The following is a 16,496-nucleotide window of genomic DNA, read 5'->3' as shown; positions in this document are numbered from 1 at the left end:
ATCAATAATCTTATTCCTTTTATTCCCCCTTCGGGGGTTAGGGGGATACTATTTTCATCCCCTCATCATTCACTTTCGAAACGTGAATTTCATACGGTAAATTCATTTCGTCGTACACAGCGCTCATGGCTTTTGCGATTTTATCAGCGGTTTCCTTTCCTTTGCTCAAAGCAAAAATTGAAGGACCGGACCCCGAAATCCCAGAACCTAAAGCTCCGTTTTCGTAGGCTGTTTTCTTGATTAAATCAAATCCGGGAATCAAAACACTGCGCAACGGTTCCACTATTTCGTCATGCAACGAACGTCCTATTAAATCGTAATCTTTAGTGTATAATCCGGCAATTAATCCTCCCACATTTCCCCATTGTGTTATCGCACTTTTCAAGGAAACGGTTTGTTTTAATACCGAACGCGCATCGGAAGTTTTCAACTCAATTTGAGGATGAACCACCGTAGCATACAATTCTGATGGACTTTCAATTTTAATAATATCCAACGGATTGGAACTTCTCACCAATGTAAAGCCACCCAAAAGGGCAGGAGCAACGTTATCCGCATGGGCATTTCCACTAGCTAATTTTTCGCCTTGCATAGCAAATAAAACCAATTCTTTTCTTGTAAATGGACGTCCCAATAATTCATTGATTCCAAAAACTGCTCCCGCTGAACTCGCGGCACTGCTTCCAATTCCGCTTCCGGCTTTAATGTTTTTATAGATTTCGATTTCGAATCCAAATTCGGTTTCTACCGCTTCCAACATCGCCAAAGCGGATACTCCAGCAACATTTTTTTCGGTTTCCAAAGGTAAGTCGGCACCCACAATTTTAGTGATGCGAATCCCTTTTACATCTGATTTCCGAATAATCATTTCGTCACCCGCAGTTTCCAAACAAAGCCCCAAGACATCAAATCCACAGGAAAGATTGGCGATTGTAGCGGGGCAAAATATTTTTATTTCGTTCATGTTGTTTTGTTTCAGGTTTAAAGTTTAAAGTTGTTACCAGTTCTTGAACTTGAAACTTTAAACAAAGAAAACTTTAAACTATTTTTATATATTTCCAATTCTAATCACATCAGCAAAAATTCCGGAAGCAGTAACTGCAGCTCCGGCACCGGCACCTTTTATTAATAAAGGTTGATCCACATAACGATCGGTGAAGAATAATACAATGTTGTCTTTTCCTTCCAAATTGTAAAACGGATGGTCTTTAGGTATGAATCTTAAACCAACATTTGCTTTTCCATTTTCGAATTGCGCTACGTATTTCAAACGAGATTCTTTGCTTAACGCTTCTTTATAAATAGTTTCAAAATGAGCTGCATGTGTTTGTAAGGATTCGAAAAAAGCTTCGTTTGAAGTCGTATCTAAACATTCAGCAGGCATAAAAGATTCGTTTGTGATTTCGTCAATTTCCATTTTGTAACCACTTTCACGAATCAAGATTAATATCTTTCTGGCAACGTCAATTCCGCTCAAATCTATCTTTGGATCCGGCTCTGTAAATCCTTGTACACCAGCTTCTTTGACGACATTATGAAAAGTGTTGTTTTCATCGAAATTATTAAAGATAAAGTTCAGACTTCCAGATAAAACGGCTTGAATTTTATTGACTTTATCGCCCGAAGCAACCAGATTTTTTACGGTATCGATGATTGGTAATCCCGCTCCCACGTTCGTTTCAAAAAGAAAAGGCGCATTGAATTGTTGTGATAATTTTTTCAGTTTTTTATAATTATCATACTCGGAGGCACAGGCAATTTTGTTGCAGGTTACCACCGCAATATTTCTTTTTAAAAACTGTTCGTAGGTTTTAGACACGCTTTCATTTGCAGTAATATCCACAAAAATACTGTTGCGTAAATTGAGTTGTTTTACATTATTAATAAACTGTTCTTTATCCGCAAGTTCCCCTGTTTCTAATGCAAATTGCCAATCTTTTAAGGAGATTCCATCTTCATCGAAATACATTTTTCGGGAATTTGACAACGCAATAACACGCAGGTTTATTTTCAGATTGTCTTTTAGGAATTTCTTTTGTTGGTGAATTTGCTCGATGAATTTTTCTCCCACATTTCCAACGCCCATTACAAATAGATTCAACTGCTTGGTGTTTTCTTCGAAAAAGTTTTCATGTAAAGAATTCAATGCTTTTTTTACATCTCTTTCGTTGATTACTGCCGAAATATTTCTTTCAGAGGCACCTTGTGCAATCGCTCTGATGTTGACGTTGTTTTTACCCAAAGTGCTAAACATTCTGCCGCTTAAACCTTGATGATTTTTCATGTTTTCGCCGACCAAAGCAATAATGCAAAGGTTTTTTTCAACAATACAAGGCTCTATTTTATTTTGCAAAATTTCTACTTCAAAAGCTTTGTTAATGGCCTCTTCCGCCACATCAGCATCCGAATTTAGAATTCCGATACAAATAGAATGTTCTGATGAGGCTTGAGTAATGAAAATTACGTTGATATTTTTATTGGACAATACTTCAAAAAGCCTTTTTGAAGAACCGGAAACACCAATCATTCCAGAACCTTCAAGCGTAATCAATGTGATTGCATCAATATGTGTGATTCCTTTTACGGGATTGGATTGAGTGAAAACTTGATTGGAAATATACGTACCTTCAGCAGCAGGTTCGAAAGTATTTTTGATCAGAATTGGAATATTCTTTCTCAATACCGGCTGGATTGTTGGCGGATATAAAACTTTGGCACCAAAATGAGATAACTCCATTGCTTCCTGATATGAAATGTAGGCGATAGGTTGTGCTTGTTTTACAATTTTTGGATTGGCAGTAAACATTCCGTTGACGTCAGTCCAAATTTCCAAATCACTTGCGTCAAGAGCGCCTGCAAGAATAGCGGCAGTATAATCCGATCCTCCGCGTCCTAAAGTTGTGTTGATTCCGTCTAACGAAGCAGCAATAAATCCGGGCATAACAACCACCTGATTTTCATTCGAAGCAAAAAAGTCTACAATTAATTCATTGGAAACATCAAAATTCACGATAGCTTTTCCAAAATGATTATTGGTTTTGATCAATTCACGACTGTCTTTATAACTGCTGTTTTTTAGATTTTGTTTTAAAGCTTCTGCGATGATATACGAAGACAGTAATTCGCCAAAACTCAAAATTGTGTCTGAAGTTCTGGAAGATAACTCACCCAAAAGATAACATCCATCCAATAAGGTTTCCAGGTGATTGACGATTCTTTTGATGTGGCTCAAAAGACTGCTTTGTTCGCTGACAGGAATTAGTTCTTTTAAGGCATCTAGGTGTTTTTTCTCGATTTCTGCAAGAATATCTTTAAAACTCTCATCTCCGGCAGCCGCTTTTTGCGAAGCAAGTTGAAGCAAATCAGTAATTTTGCTAAAAGCGGAAACCACGACGATTAATTTTTCTTCTCTTGCTTTATCGCTAACGATTGCTAAAACCAGTTTTATATTTTGTGCATTGGCAACGGAAGTTCCGCCAAATTTTAATACTTTCATATCAAGTTATTTTAATGTAATAATAAATCGCTATTTAGTTGTTGCAGACGATTTAATTGTGTGTGTTGTTTTTTTTTTTTTGAAAATGCAATATTTATTATATACCCAAGAACTTTCTTTCTTCCGAAAAAAAAATATAATAATAGGATTATATGTTGAAAATTTACCCCAAAGGGGTAGTTGTAGTTGTTGTAGTAAACGTAATAGCAGTGCCAACCCAGATTTGAGTTGTTATCGAAGAGTGATATGTAGCTTTATTGTTTACCATTTTGATCTTCCAAAAGTACATTTTTTTATAAAAAGCAGTGCGTTTAATTTTGTTTTTGCGAATATTTGAAAATATTCGATGCTATTTGAGGATTATGAAATATTGTATGGTTTATCAAGTCCTTGATGAAGCTATTCTTATAAATCAGCATATTTTTCAAATTGGTTTAGCATGCTAGTATCTTTTTTATTGAATCAAAAAGATGTAATTCCCTCCTAATTAAAGTCAAAATAGGTAAAACGCGTTTGTTTATTTGTCTACTCACTTTTGGTTTTTAGTAAAGGCAGTGAAAAGTGGCAATTAAAATTAGTGTTTTGCACTCGTATAAGAATATTTGCCTGAAATCTAATTTTTAGTTTTGTTTAACTATTAAATTTAAATTATTATCAATAAATGTTGTGTAATTATAAAGATTTATTCAATTTTACCTTTTAAACACTATCAAAATGGATAATACGCATTATATTAGTACTGAATTACTTAGCTTGGAAAAATTGACCGAAATTGTTTCTCACCAAAAATTATTGGCTTTGTCTGATGAGGCGAAAATAAATATTCAAAAATGTCGTGATTATTTAGACAAAAAAATGGCATCGCATTCTGATCCTATTTACGGTATAAATACAGGTTTTGGATCGCTTTGTAATGTTAAGATATCCAATGAGAACTTGTCAAAATTGCAAGAGAATTTAGTGAAATCACATTCTTGCGGGACAGGCGAGGAAGTGCCAACTGAAATTGTGAAACTGATGTTGTTGCTTAAAATTCAATCGTTAAGTTATGGTCATTCCGGAATTCAATTGCAAACAGTCGAACGATTGATTGCTTTTTATAATAATGATATTCTGCCGATAATTTATACACAAGGTTCACTGGGAGCTTCGGGAGATTTAGCTCCTTTGGCACATTTATCATTGCCGTTGTTGGGGGAAGGAGAGGTATATTTTGAAAGCAAAAAAGTGCATTCAAGCGAAGTTTTGAAACATTTTAATTGGGAGCCCATTGTTTTGCAATCAAAAGAAGGGTTGGCTTTGTTGAACGGAACGCAATTTATGAGTGCGTATGGCGCGCATATTTTGATGAAAGTTAGTAAATTTTCTTATTTGGCTGATTTGATAGGAACAATTTCGCTTGAAGGTTTTGATGGAAGAATAGAGCCATTTAATGAATTAATCCATTTTATTAGACCTCACAAAGGACAAATTGTAACAGCCAACCGCATCAAAGGATTTTTGGAAGGAAGCGAAATTATCGAACAACCTAAAAATCATGTTCAAGATCCTTATTCGTTCCGATGCATGCCGCAAGTTCATGGCGCTTCAAAAGACGCAATTGATTATGTGAAAAAAGTGTTCAAGACTGAAATTAATTCGGTTACGGATAATCCTAATATTTTTATTGAAAGTGACCAAATCATTTCTGGAGGGAATTTTCACGGACAGCCTTTGGCTTTAGCCTTAGATTTTATGGCTATTGCTTTAGCTGAATTGGGAAGTATTTCAGAGCGAAGAACGTATCAATTGATTTCAGGAACTAGAAATCTTCCTGCATTTTTAGTAGACAATCCCGGTTTGAATTCTGGTTTGATGATTCCGCAATATACAGCGGCAAGTATTGCCAGCCAAAATAAGCAACTGGCAACTCCCGCCAGTGTGGACAGTATTGTTTCCAGTAACGGGCAGGAAGATCATGTCAGTATGGGAGCCAATGCCGCTACGAAAGCATTACGTGTGTTGGATAATTTGGAACGCATTTTAGCGATCGAATTAATGAATGCTTCGCAAGCGATTGAATACAGACGGCCATTACAATCTAGCGATTTTATTGAAATGTTTTTAAACGCATATCGCGAAGAAGTTCCTTTGATTAAAGAAGACCGAATATTGCATTATGATATTGAAAAGACGGTCTCTTTTTTGAACACTTTTCAAATAGAAAATGATTTGTTAATGTTAGCTTAACATTAGCAGTAAATAATGAAGTAATTTTGCCGGACTAAATTTTAATGAAATGAACATAAATAATTTTTTCCAATTTTTGGTTCCTAAAGACAAAAAGTTCTTTCCGCTTTTTGAACAAGCATCAAGTAATTTAATTGAAATTGCTACAAATTTGCACGAAGCTGTAAACCTTCCTTTGAAAGAGCGTGAAGTTCTTTTTCAGAAAATCGATGTTTTAGAGCAAAAAGGGGAGGATATAACCCGTCAAACCAATCTTGAGTTGAGTAGAAATTTTATTACACCGTTTGATAGAGAGGATATTTATTCATTAATAACTTCAATAGACAATGTAGCGGGTAATCTTCATGGTGCAGCGAGTAGAATGCGATTGTATCAAGTAGATAAAATTACAAAATCTATCAGAAAATTGACCGAGATTAATCTTGAGGCTTGTCAGAATATTGATGTGGCAGTAAGAGAATTGAGAGATTTGAAAAAAATGAAGAATATTACTGATGCTTGTCTTAAAATCAATAAGTTAGAGAATAAGTCAGACAATGTTTATGATAAAGCAGTCCTTGATTTATTCGAAAATGAAACGGATGCTAAAAACATTATCAAGTACAAAGAAGTATTGTCAGTTTTAGAAACAGCAACTGATAAGTGTAAGAGCGTAGCAGGTGTTCTAGAATCTATTTCTGTAAAACATTCTTAATTCAATCGGTTTTATTCTGAAATTATAATTTATGGAATTTACTCTACTTATAGTTATTATAGTGCTGGCTTTGATCTTTGATTACATCAATGGTTTTCATGACGCTGCCAATGCTATAGCAACGGTTGTTGCCACAAAAGTATTAAGTCCGTTTCAAGCAGTTGTCTGGGCAGCTTTTTTTAACTTTTTGGCCTATTGGGTTTTTGGTTTTGGAGTCGCTGATACGGTTGCGAAAACTGCCAATACCTTGGAAATTGATTTAGTTGTGATCCTTGCTGGAGTTATAGCTGCAATTATTTGGAATTTATTCACTTGGTGGCAAGGGATCCCTTCCAGTTCCTCACATACTCTTATTGGAGGATTCGCTGGAGCAGCAATTGCACACGCTATTGCAGTCCATGGTTTTTTTGGATATGCAGTAATTGAAGGAACGGAAATTCATACTGCGTATTGGTATGATACTGTAAACTGGTATACCGCAGGTAAAAACGGAGGATTCCCTTCAGGGGTTTTAATCATTATTGCCTTCATTGTTTTGGCTCCTTTAATTGGTGCCCTAATGTCGTATTTAATCTCAATTTGGCTTCTTAATGCATCGAAAAGAAGTATTTATCCTAAAATATTTACAGTTTCATTAATGTTGCTAACTATTTGGTTTGTGGAAAGTCAAATGGTATACTTTGATGAAATAAAGAAACCACGTTTCGACTCCCAGTTTTGGAGTGTTGTTTTTGAATCACACAATATTAAGTGGTTTTTAGTTGCATTTATTGTTTTGTCTGTAAGTTCTTTTTGTTTAATTTTCAGTAGCTTAAATCTGCATCAGTCAACGTATTGGTTAAAGAAAATGCAATTATTATCATCAGCTGCTTTTAGTTTAGGGCATGGTGGAAATGACTCCCAAAAAGTAATGGGTATTATAGCTGCGGCTGTTACTGTTTATATTCAAACTAGTGGTATCGCACAGGAAAGCTTACCGAATTGGTTAGATGTAGTTCTTCCGGATGAAAATGGAGCTTTCAAAATGCCAGACTGGATTCCGCTAGCATGTTACTCTGCAATTGCTGCCGGTACTTTGAGTGGTGGTTGGAAAATTGTAAAAACAATGGGTTCTAAAATTACAAAAGTAACTTCTTTTGAAGGCGTTGCTGCAGAAACTGCAGGAGCATTGACCCTATATTTTACGGAGCATTTTAAAGTTCCTGTAAGTACAACGCATACGATTACTGGATCTATCATTGGAGTTGGACTTACTAAAAGAGTTTCAGCTGTACGATGGGGGATGACCGTAAGCTTGTTGTGGGCATGGGTATTAACCATTCCAATTTCAGCTATATTAGCAGCAATAATTTATTATATTTTCAGTATTTTTATTTAATGCTAAAATAATATTCATAAAAAAAACCATTCTCAGAATGGTTTTTTTTATGCTCTAAAAATTCTATTTTATTAAAACAATAGATCTTGTATATCCTTTGTTTTATCAAACACGCTTTTCGCGAAAGGACATAAAGGCAAAATTTTAAGATTGTTTTCTCTTGCGTATTGTACGGCTTCCAACACCATTTTTTTACCTACATTTTGTCCAGCAAAATCTGGATTTACTTCAGTATGGTCAATAATAAATTTATCCGTTCCTGCCCAAGTATAGGTCGTTCTTCCGGCTTCCTTTTCATTATGAATCGCTTTGAAATGACCGTTTTTTGTTTTGTTTAATGTTCTATTGTCATGGCTTTCTAATTTAATGTGGTAGTTATTTCGATAGGATTGGTTAAAATTTTGTGTAACGGACATTTATTTGCAATGATTAATAATCGCGCTTTTTGATCCTTTTCTATATCTCCGAGTAATTTAATATTGCGAAATATTTTGAATTTGTTTTTACTGAATCAGCTTCAAAACGGAGTTCAACTTTTACATCGGTTAAATTCCAGCCTTTTCTGTTCGCATACAGGCGCAAAGTGATTGCTGTGCAAGTGTGGATAGGGAAGAAGCCAGTAATTCTTTTGGCGTAAAGCCTAAATCTTTTTTGTCCGCTCCGTCCGGTTCATCAGAAATGATCAAATTTGTTTCAGATTCTTTTTCCGTTTTGTAAAGTTCAGCGCCAATATTTGCTGTCATCTTTTAATATTTATTGTTTTTTAATTTGCTCCGGAAGTGGAACAAATTCAGTTTCACCAGGAATTTTTTCAAAGGTTTGTGCCAACCATTTTTCTTTGGCTTGCTCAATCAATTCTTTGGTTGAAGCCACAAAATTCCAGTAGATAGTTCGTTATTCTGGAAAAGGTTCTCCTCCACAAATATAGATAGTCGTCTTATCAGTGATTAATAAATGCAAATGGCCCAACCATTCTTTTTTCTCGAAAGGGAAGTAATCTTCCCACCATAAAGTTGCCAATATTACTCGGGCGCTCTTCTATTATTAGTTTTATATTCGACATATTAAGTGTTTTGTAAATCTAAAAATAACGAAAATTGATCTGCGATTACTATTTCCTTTAGTTTATCCCGCTTAAACTTTTGTGGATGTGTTTGCGTTTGTGATACGTTTGTTTTAAATTTTGGTTGCCCGAAATGATACTAATATTTCCATCAATTTCTAGCATTGCGAGTTTTACATCTTTAAAATATTCGATTCCATGTTCGCGCATGGCTTCTTTTAATTCATCCGATGTGATATTTAATTTGCTTAAAGATTTAAAATCCAAATTACCATCGTGTATCAGGATTTCTGGTTTTTCTTGCATGAAATCACTGAATCGGGGATATTTATACATTAATTTCTTTAAAATAAAATTAATGCTAAAAAGGACCGAAGCCGCGGCTAAGCCTCCCCATAAACTGGTATCGTTTCCAACCATTGCATTTTGAACGGAGTTACTGATGAGTAGAATTAATATTACATCAGCAGTGTTCAATTGAGACAATTCTTTCTTGCCAAAAAGGCGTAAAGCGATAACCATAAAAAAATAAACGGCACTACTGCGAAGAATTATAGCAAGGTACTCGTTCATTTTTTTAGGTTTACTATTTTGTTTTTAACTTTAAGAATGACCAAAACTTAAATAAATTTTTTACAAATTCAAGGTTGGTATAATACTATTTCAAATCTGTTTTTTGTTTGAAATTTTTTTCAATTGCTTTGATCATTTCGCCGGCAATATCTTTATTAGTAGCGCCTTCAATTCCCTCTAATCCAGGGGATGAATTTACTTCCAGTAATAATGGCCCTTTTGCGGAACGAATAATATCAACTCCTGCTACTTTAAGATCCATAGCTTTCGTAGCTTTTATGGCAATACGTTTTTCTTCTGCAGTTACTTTTATAACCGATGCTGTTCCTCCAAGATGAATGTTGGCTCTAAATTCGCCAGGCATTGCTTCACGTTGAATGGCGGCGACTACTTTTCCGTCAATTACAAAACAACGAATATCTTTTCCGTTAGCTTCTTTGATAAATTCTTGAACTAATATATTGGCATTTAAACTTTTGAAAGCATTAATTACACTTTCTGCGGCCTTTTTCGTTTCTGCTAATACGACTCCTTTTCCTTGGGTTCCTTCGAGTAATTTTACGATTAAAGGAGAACCTCCAACCATTTTTATCAAGTCATCAGTATCTAAAGGAGAATTAGCGAAACCAGTCGTAGGAATTTCTACACCATGATTTAATAACAATTGCAATGAATACAATTTATCGCGTGATTGTGTAATGGCATTTGATGAATTCAAACAATATACTTTTAAAGCTTCAAATTGTCGTGTCAATGCACAACCGTAAAAAGTGATACTAGGTCTTATTCTAGGTATGATGGCATCAAATTGATTTAATATTTTACCGCCACGATAATGAATTTCTGGTGTTTTTGCATCCAGTTTCATGTAGCATTCCTTGATGTTTAGAAAGTGCATTTCGTGACCACGCATTTCACCAGCTTCCATAATACGCTTGTTGCTGTACAATTCAGGATTACTTGCTAAAAGTCCGATTCGTAAACCAGAACTCGCTTTTTCCGAATTTTTATATAATTCTTTTAAAGTGTCAGTTGTAGGTTGTCCCAAAAGATACTTTTGTTCAGGATCAACCAGAACTCTACCGCTCATGGCTTCACGTCCTAAAAGCATTCTGAAACCCATAGAATCTCGATTTGTCAACGTCATTTCTATTGGCCACTTGGAACTTCCAATTTGTAGATTTGTTTGAATTACGTAGCGTTGTTCTCTAAAACCACTGGAACTTTTAACAATCCGTTTATCAATTAATGGTGCTTCACAATGGATTACCGTTTTTAAATTATTTTGAATCGGGTTAATGTCAAATTTTACCCAGTTGCTTTCATTTTTAATGAATGGAGCAATGTTTATAGCATGTAGAGCAGATGTTTTTGCGCCCGAGTCCACTCGGGCTTTAATGGTAGGAATCCCTAATTCTGGAAAAGAACACCATTCTTCGCTACCTAGAATAACTTTGTTATCTGACATATATTAATTTTATTAAATCTTTTTTTAAAACTCAAATGTAAATATTTGTTTTTAAAAAAAAGGGTATTTGCCGTAAAGAATAAACCCGTTATGTTATAAAAACGTAACGGGTTTATATCAAGATAATTGTTTAATAATTATGGATTTGTTGGTTCTCCCGCCTTATGAACTTGTACTGTTAATTCTTGAGCGCCATCTTCAATATCCATGAAAATCTCATCTCCAGAACTAATTTTAGAAGTGATGATTTCTTCAGCAAGCGCATCTTCAACATATTTCTGAATAGCTCTTTTAAGAGGTCTTGCGCCAAATTGTCTGTCGAAACCTTTCTCTGCAATAAAAGCTTTTGCTTTATCAGAAAGATTCAATTGATAACCTAATTCCGCAACACGAGCAAATAATTTTTTCAATTCGATTTCGATAATCAAATCGATATCATGTTTTTCTAGAGCATTGAAAACAATTACATCATCAATTCGGTTTAGGAATTCAGGAGCAAAAGTTTTTTTCAATGCGTTTTCGATAATACTTTTCGAATTATCGTCAGCCTGAGCTACTTTGGCAGCAGTTCCAAAACCTACTCCTTGTCCAAAATCTTTTAATTGTCTGGCTCCAACATTTGAAGTCATGATAATTATAGTGTTTTTGAAATCAATTTTTCTACCTAAACTGTCTGTCAAATAGCCATCATCCAAAACTTGCAATAGCATATTGAAAACATCAGGATGCGCCTTTTCAATCTCATCCAATAAAACAACACAATATGGTTTTCTGCGAACTTTTTCTGTTAATTGACCACCTTCTTCATATCCTACATATCCCGGGGGAGCTCCAACTAAACGAGAAATCGCAAATTTCTCCATGTATTCACTCATATCAATACGAATCAAAGCATCTTCAGAATCGAATAATTCTTTAGCCAAAACTTTAGCCAATTGGGTTTTACCAACACCAGTTTGTCCTAAGAATATAAAAGAGCCAATTGGACGATTCGGATCTTTTAATCCGGCACGATTTCTTTGGATAGAACGAGCAATTTTCATTACTGCTTCTTTTTGTCCAATTACTTTGCCCTCAATTAGTTCTGGAAGTTTAGCTAGTTTATTGCTTTCTGTTTGCGCAATACGATTAACAGGAATTCCGCTCATCATCGAAACAACATCAGCGACATTGTCTTCTGTAACTTCAATTCGGTTATTTTTAGCATCTTCTTCCCATTGTTCTTGGGCGATAGCTAAGTCTTTTTCAATGCGTTTTTCATCATCACGAAGTTTGGCAGCCTCTTCGTATTTTTGTTTTTTCACTACAACATTTTTCAATTCACGAACATCCTCTAGTTGACGTTCGAGATCTAAAATTTGTTTTGGAACTTCAATATTGGTAATGTGAACTCTTGAACCTGCTTCATCTAATGCATCAATAGCTTTGTCTGGCAAGAAACGTTCAGACATATATCTATCCGTTAATTTTACACAAGCCTCAATTGCTTCTTGCGAGTAGGTAACATTATGATGATCTTCGTATTTGTTTTTGATATTATTCAAAATTGTAATTGTTTCGGAAACAGATGTTGGTTCCACAATTATTTTTTGAAAACGTCTTTCTAATGCACCATCTTTTTCTATGTATTGTCTGTACTCGTCTAATGTTGTTGCGCCAATACATTGAATCTCTCCACGAGCTAATGCTGGTTTAAACATATTAGAAGCATCTAATGAACCTGTTGCGCCACCGGCACCTACAATAGTATGAATTTCATCTATGAAAAGAATGATATCATCATTTTTTTCCAATTCGTTCATAACTGCCTTCATGCGTTCTTCAAATTGTCCGCGGTATTTTGTACCGGCAACCAGACTCGCCAAATCCAAAGTTACGACACGTTTATTGAATAAAGTACGAGATACTTTCTTCTGAATAATTCGTAACGCTAAACCTTCGGCAATAGCTGATTTTCCTACTCCAGGTTCCCCTATAAGTAAAGGATTGTTCTTTTTTCGACGGCTCAAAATTTGAGAAACGCGTTCAATTTCTTTCTCGCGTCCTACAACAGGGTCTAGTTTTCCTTCTTCGGCCATTTCTGTTAAATCTCTACCAAAATTATCTAAAACTGGTGTTTTAGATTTTTTATTTGATTTATTGGCTGGATTGTTAAAAGTTCCTTCTTTGAGACTGTCATCTTGTCCTGAATCGTCATTATACGATTCGTTTCGTGGCAAGTTTTCTATAAAATCTTCTTCGTTTGGAGTCATGTTTAGATATTGTTCTTTGGCTACGTCGTAATCAATTTTAAGTTTATTCAATAGCTTGGTTGTTGGATCGTTTTCGTTTCTTAATATGCACAACAATAGATGTGCAGTACTGATGGAAGAACTTTGAAATACTTTAGCTTCCAGGAAAGTAGTTTTCAAGGCTCTTTCTGCTTGTCTTGTCAAGTGTAGGTTTTTCTTTTCAACATTTACTTCTAAGCTTGGACTGGCAGGGCTTAGGATTTCCACTTTTCTACGTAAGTGGTCTAAATCAACATCCAGATTATTCAATATTTGAATTGCTTTTCCATTTCCGTCTCTTAAAATACCCAACATTAAGTGTTCTGTTCCTATAAAGTCATGCCCTAATCGCAAAGCTTCTTCCTTGCTGTAAGTAATAACGTCTTTTACTCTTGGTGAAAAATTATCATCCATAATATATATTTGATATCGTAAATTTAGTGAATTAGTGATAGAAAAACAAAAACCATTCCTATAAGAAGTCGTGTCAGCTAAGAGACAAAAATAATCATAATATTAAAGTTAAATTTACCTTAAATTATTAACGAAAAGCGAAGTTTAATTTGTTAATAAATCATTGAAATAAGTATTTTAAAATTGGTTTTAAAATTTCAAAAAAGCGTATATTGGCACGTTTGGAAACTAATATAATTATTTAATATAACAACTTATGTCTGAAGGAGAAAAGTTAATTCCTATTAACATTGAAGATGAAATGAAAACGGCTTACATCGATTATTCGATGTCAGTAATTGTATCAAGAGCTCTTCCAGATGTTAGAGATGGCTTGAAACCAGTACATCGAAGAGTACTATTTGGAATGCATGATTTAGGAGTTAACTCTAGATCAGCCCACAAAAAGTCCGCAAGAATTGTTGGGGAAGTTCTTGGTAAATATCACCCTCACGGTGACACCTCTGTTTATGATGCCATGGTTCGTATGGCGCAGGAATGGAGTATGCGTTATTTATTAATAGATGGTCAGGGTAACTTTGGGTCTGTGGATGGTGATAGTCCTGCAGCAATGCGTTATACAGAGGCTAGAATGCGTAAGATTTCGGAAGAAATCTTAGCGGATATAGATAAAGAAACGGTTGATTTTAAATTAAATTTTGATGATACGCTAGAAGAACCGACAGTAATGCCAACGCGTGTTCCTACCTTATTAATAAATGGGGCAACAGGAATTGCGGTAGGTATGGCGACTAATATGCCACCTCACAACTTAACGGAAGTGATTAACGGTACGTTAGCTTTCATGGATAATAATGATATTGAGGTTGACGAGTTGATGACGCATATCAAAGCTCCTGATTTTCCTACTGGTGGTATCATATATGGTTATGAAGGCGTTCGTGAAGCATTCAAAACAGGTAGAGGGCGTATTGTGATGCGTGCCAAAGTTGGTTTTGAAGAAGTAGATGGTCGTGAGTGTATCATTGTTACCGAAATTCCATACCAAGTCAATAAAGCTGACATGATTAAGCGTACGGCTGATTTAGTTAATGACAAAAAAATTGATGGAATTGCGAATATCCGAGATGAATCGGATAGAAACGGGATGCGTATCGTTTATATTTTAAAACGTGATGCTACGCCAAACGTAGTTTTGAATACGCTCTATAAATTTACACAATTACAATCTTCGTTTAGTGTAAACAATATTGCCATCGTAAAAGGACGTCCGCAAATGTTGAATCTGAAAGATCTGATTCATTATTTTATCGAACATCGTCACGATGTAGTGACTCGCAGAACGCAATTCGAATTGAAAAAAGCGGAAGCAAGAGCACATATATTAGAAGGTTTGATTATTGCTTCGGATAATATTGATGAAGTAATTGCTTTAATCAAAGCTTCAAAAAGTACTGAAGAAGCAAGAGAAAAATTAATCGAAAGATTCAAATTATCAGATATTCAATCTCGTGCTATTGTAGAAATGCGTTTACGTCAATTAACCGGTTTAGAACAAGACAAGTTAAGAACGGAATACGACGAAATCATGAAATTAATAGAGCATTTGAAAGCTTTATTAGCGGATGTAAACTTGAGAATTGCTTTAATTAAGGAAGAATTGACTGAAATTCGCGATAAATACGGTGATGAGCGTCGTTCTCAAATTGAGTATTCTGGTGGTGATGTTAGTATCGAGGATTTAATTGCCGATGAAAATGTGGTAATTACCATTTCACATGCAGGCTATATTAAACGCACGAATCTTACGGAATACAAAACTCAAAATAGAGGTGGAGTTGGACAAAAAAGTGCAGGAACAAGAGATCAGGATTTCTTAGAGCACATGTTTGTAGCAACGAATCACCAATATATGATGTTCTTTACTCAAAAAGGAAAATGTTTCTGGATGCGTGTTTATGAAATACCGGAGGGAAGTAAAACGGCTAAAGGAAGAGCAATTCAAAACTTGGTAAATATTGAAAGCGATGATAAAGTAAAAGCATTTATTTGTACGCAAGATTTAAAAGATCAAGATTACATAAAAAGCCATAACCTTATTATGGTAACCAAAAAAGGTCAGGTTAAGAAAACTTCCTTAGAGAAATATTCTAAACCTAGAGTAAATGGAGTTGCTGCAATCACTATTAAGGAAGGCGATGAATTATTGGAAGCGAAATTAACCAATGGTGAAAGTCAAATTATTTTGGCTGTAAAATCTGGAAAATTAGTGCGTTTTGAAGAAACTAAAACGCGTCCGATGGGAAGAACAGCTTCTGGAGTTCGTGGTATTACTCTTAAGGATGATACGGACGAAGTTATTGGCATGGTTACTGTAGATAAGGAAAATATTAACGATTCCCAAATTTTAGTAGTTACTGAAAATGGTTATGGAAAGCGTACCAAATTAGTCGATGAAGATGGCGAAGATGTTTATAGAATTACTAATCGTGGAGGAAAGGGTGTAAAAACACTTAATATAACAGAAAAAACCGGAAAACTTATTTCAATAAATGCAGTTACTGACGCTGATGATTTGATGATTATTAATAAATCTGGATTAACAATCAGAATGGCTATTGAAGATTTGCGTGTAATGGGGCGTGCTACCCAAGGGGTTAAATTGATAAATCTAAAAGGTAAAGATTCAATTGCTGCTGTTACCAAAGTAATGAAAGATGATGTGGCAGAAGTGGTTGTTGATGAAGACGGAAATATTATTGAATCTGACGCTATCGAAAGAGTGAAACCGGTATTAGAAGTTCTCGAGGACGAAGGTGTAGAAGAGGACGATGATGAAGATGAAACAGAAGAAGATGACGCTGAGGATGAAACTGAAGAAGACGATTCTGACGACGAAGCTTAATTAAAA

At 35.1% G+C, this 16,496-nt stretch carries 11 protein-coding genes and 1 pseudogene; 4 read left to right on the top strand and 8 right to left on the bottom strand.

What is annotated here, in order from left to right:
* Positions 1-37: 37 nt before the first annotated feature.
* Both G7A72_RS02770 and thrA read right to left on the bottom strand, forming a co-directional pair.
* Entirely contained in the window at positions 38-964 is a 927-nt protein-coding gene (locus G7A72_RS02770; RefSeq protein ID WP_113635608.1) for a homoserine kinase, read from the bottom strand.
* 84 nt (positions 965-1,048) lie between these two features.
* Positions 1,049-3,496 (bottom strand): bifunctional aspartate kinase/homoserine dehydrogenase I, encoded by a 2,448-nt coding sequence (gene thrA, locus G7A72_RS02765; RefSeq protein WP_113665623.1) that lies wholly within the window; start codon positions 3,494-3,496, stop codon positions 1,049-1,051.
* A 714-nt stretch (positions 3,497-4,210) separates the two neighbouring features.
* Here thrA and hutH point away from each other — a divergent pair.
* From hutH to G7A72_RS02750, 3 genes are read left to right on the top strand one after another with little or no spacing between them, the layout of a single operon-like run.
* A complete protein-coding gene (hutH, locus tag G7A72_RS02760) occupies positions 4,211-5,725 on the top strand; it encodes a histidine ammonia-lyase (protein WP_165151331.1) in 1,515 nt (504 codons plus the stop codon).
* A 49-nt stretch (positions 5,726-5,774) separates the two neighbouring features.
* Positions 5,775-6,419 (top strand): DUF47 domain-containing protein, encoded by a 645-nt coding sequence (locus G7A72_RS02755; protein ID WP_113665625.1) that lies wholly within the window; start codon positions 5,775-5,777, stop codon positions 6,417-6,419.
* Between the two features lie 31 nt (positions 6,420-6,450).
* Positions 6,451-7,797: an inorganic phosphate transporter gene (locus G7A72_RS02750; RefSeq protein WP_113665626.1), complete on the top strand. Its 1,347-nt coding sequence runs from the start codon at positions 6,451-6,453 to the stop codon at positions 7,795-7,797.
* Between the two features lie 71 nt (positions 7,798-7,868).
* Here the strand turns inward: G7A72_RS02750 and G7A72_RS02745 are convergent, their stop codons facing one another.
* From G7A72_RS02745 to G7A72_RS02720, 6 genes and pseudogenes are all read right to left on the bottom strand, one after another.
* The gene (locus G7A72_RS02745) at positions 7,869-8,213 is read right to left on the bottom strand and encodes a GNAT family N-acetyltransferase (RefSeq protein ID WP_165151330.1); all 345 of its coding nucleotides are present in this window, start codon (positions 8,211-8,213) and stop codon (positions 7,869-7,871) included.
* A gap of 129 nt (positions 8,214-8,342) precedes the next feature.
* Complete coding sequence (locus G7A72_RS02740; protein ID WP_113665629.1) at positions 8,343-8,540, bottom strand: hypothetical protein; 198 nt, start codon at positions 8,538-8,540, stop codon at positions 8,343-8,345.
* 200 nt (positions 8,541-8,740) lie between these two features.
* Positions 8,741-8,860 (bottom strand): annotated as a pseudogene (locus tag G7A72_RS16730) (pirin family protein); the annotation flags it as partial.
* 57 nt (positions 8,861-8,917) lie between these two features.
* Positions 8,918-9,433: a DUF421 domain-containing protein gene (locus G7A72_RS02730; RefSeq protein ID WP_113665630.1), complete on the bottom strand. Its 516-nt coding sequence runs from the start codon at positions 9,431-9,433 to the stop codon at positions 8,918-8,920.
* A gap of 85 nt (positions 9,434-9,518) precedes the next feature.
* Entirely contained in the window at positions 9,519-10,901 is a 1,383-nt protein-coding gene (gene rimK / locus G7A72_RS02725; RefSeq protein ID WP_113665631.1) for a 30S ribosomal protein S6--L-glutamate ligase, read from the bottom strand.
* A 137-nt stretch (positions 10,902-11,038) separates the two neighbouring features.
* Entirely contained in the window at positions 11,039-13,585 is a 2,547-nt protein-coding gene (locus G7A72_RS02720) for an ATP-dependent Clp protease ATP-binding subunit (RefSeq protein WP_113635627.1), read from the bottom strand.
* A gap of 256 nt (positions 13,586-13,841) precedes the next feature.
* Here G7A72_RS02720 and gyrA point away from each other — a divergent pair, with 256 nt between their 5' ends.
* Positions 13,842-16,490: a DNA gyrase subunit A gene (gyrA, locus tag G7A72_RS02715; RefSeq protein ID WP_165151329.1), complete on the top strand. Its 2,649-nt coding sequence runs from the start codon at positions 13,842-13,844 to the stop codon at positions 16,488-16,490.
* Positions 16,491-16,496 lie beyond the last annotated feature (6 nt).

The organism is Flavobacterium sp. Sr18 (assembly GCF_011064265.1).
GTDB lineage: Bacteria > Bacteroidota > Bacteroidia > Flavobacteriales > Flavobacteriaceae > Flavobacterium > Flavobacterium petrolei.
The sequence above is the reverse complement of the archived record's forward strand: the minus strand, read 5'-3'. Positions and strand labels throughout refer to the sequence as shown.

Bases quoted from the DNA above. Each gene is read 5' to 3' on its own strand.
- G7A72_RS02770 (WP_113635608.1), bottom strand. From the start codon at position 964: ATGAACGAAATAAAAATATTTTGCCCCGCTACAATCGCCAATCTTTCC.
- thrA (WP_113665623.1), bottom strand. From the start codon at position 3,496: ATGAAAGTATTAAAATTTGGCGGAACTTCCGTTGCCAATGCACAAAAT.
- hutH (WP_165151331.1), top strand. From the start codon at position 4,211: ATGGATAATACGCATTATATTAGTACTGAATTACTTAGCTTGGAAAAA.
- G7A72_RS02755 (WP_113665625.1), top strand. From the start codon at position 5,775: ATGAACATAAATAATTTTTTCCAATTTTTGGTTCCTAAAGACAAAAAG.
- G7A72_RS02750 (WP_113665626.1), top strand. From the start codon at position 6,451: ATGGAATTTACTCTACTTATAGTTATTATAGTGCTGGCTTTGATCTTT.
- G7A72_RS02745 (WP_165151330.1), bottom strand. From the start codon at position 8,213: ATGTCCGTTACACAAAATTTTAACCAATCCTATCGAAATAACTACCAC.
- G7A72_RS02740 (WP_113665629.1), bottom strand. From the start codon at position 8,540: ATGACAGCAAATATTGGCGCTGAACTTTACAAAACGGAAAAAGAATCT.
- G7A72_RS02730 (WP_113665630.1), bottom strand. From the start codon at position 9,433: ATGAACGAGTACCTTGCTATAATTCTTCGCAGTAGTGCCGTTTATTTT.
- rimK (WP_113665631.1), bottom strand. From the start codon at position 10,901: ATGTCAGATAACAAAGTTATTCTAGGTAGCGAAGAATGGTGTTCTTTT.
- G7A72_RS02720 (WP_113635627.1), bottom strand. From the start codon at position 13,585: ATGGATGATAATTTTTCACCAAGAGTAAAAGACGTTATTACTTACAGC.
- gyrA (WP_165151329.1), top strand. From the start codon at position 13,842: ATGTCTGAAGGAGAAAAGTTAATTCCTATTAACATTGAAGATGAAATG.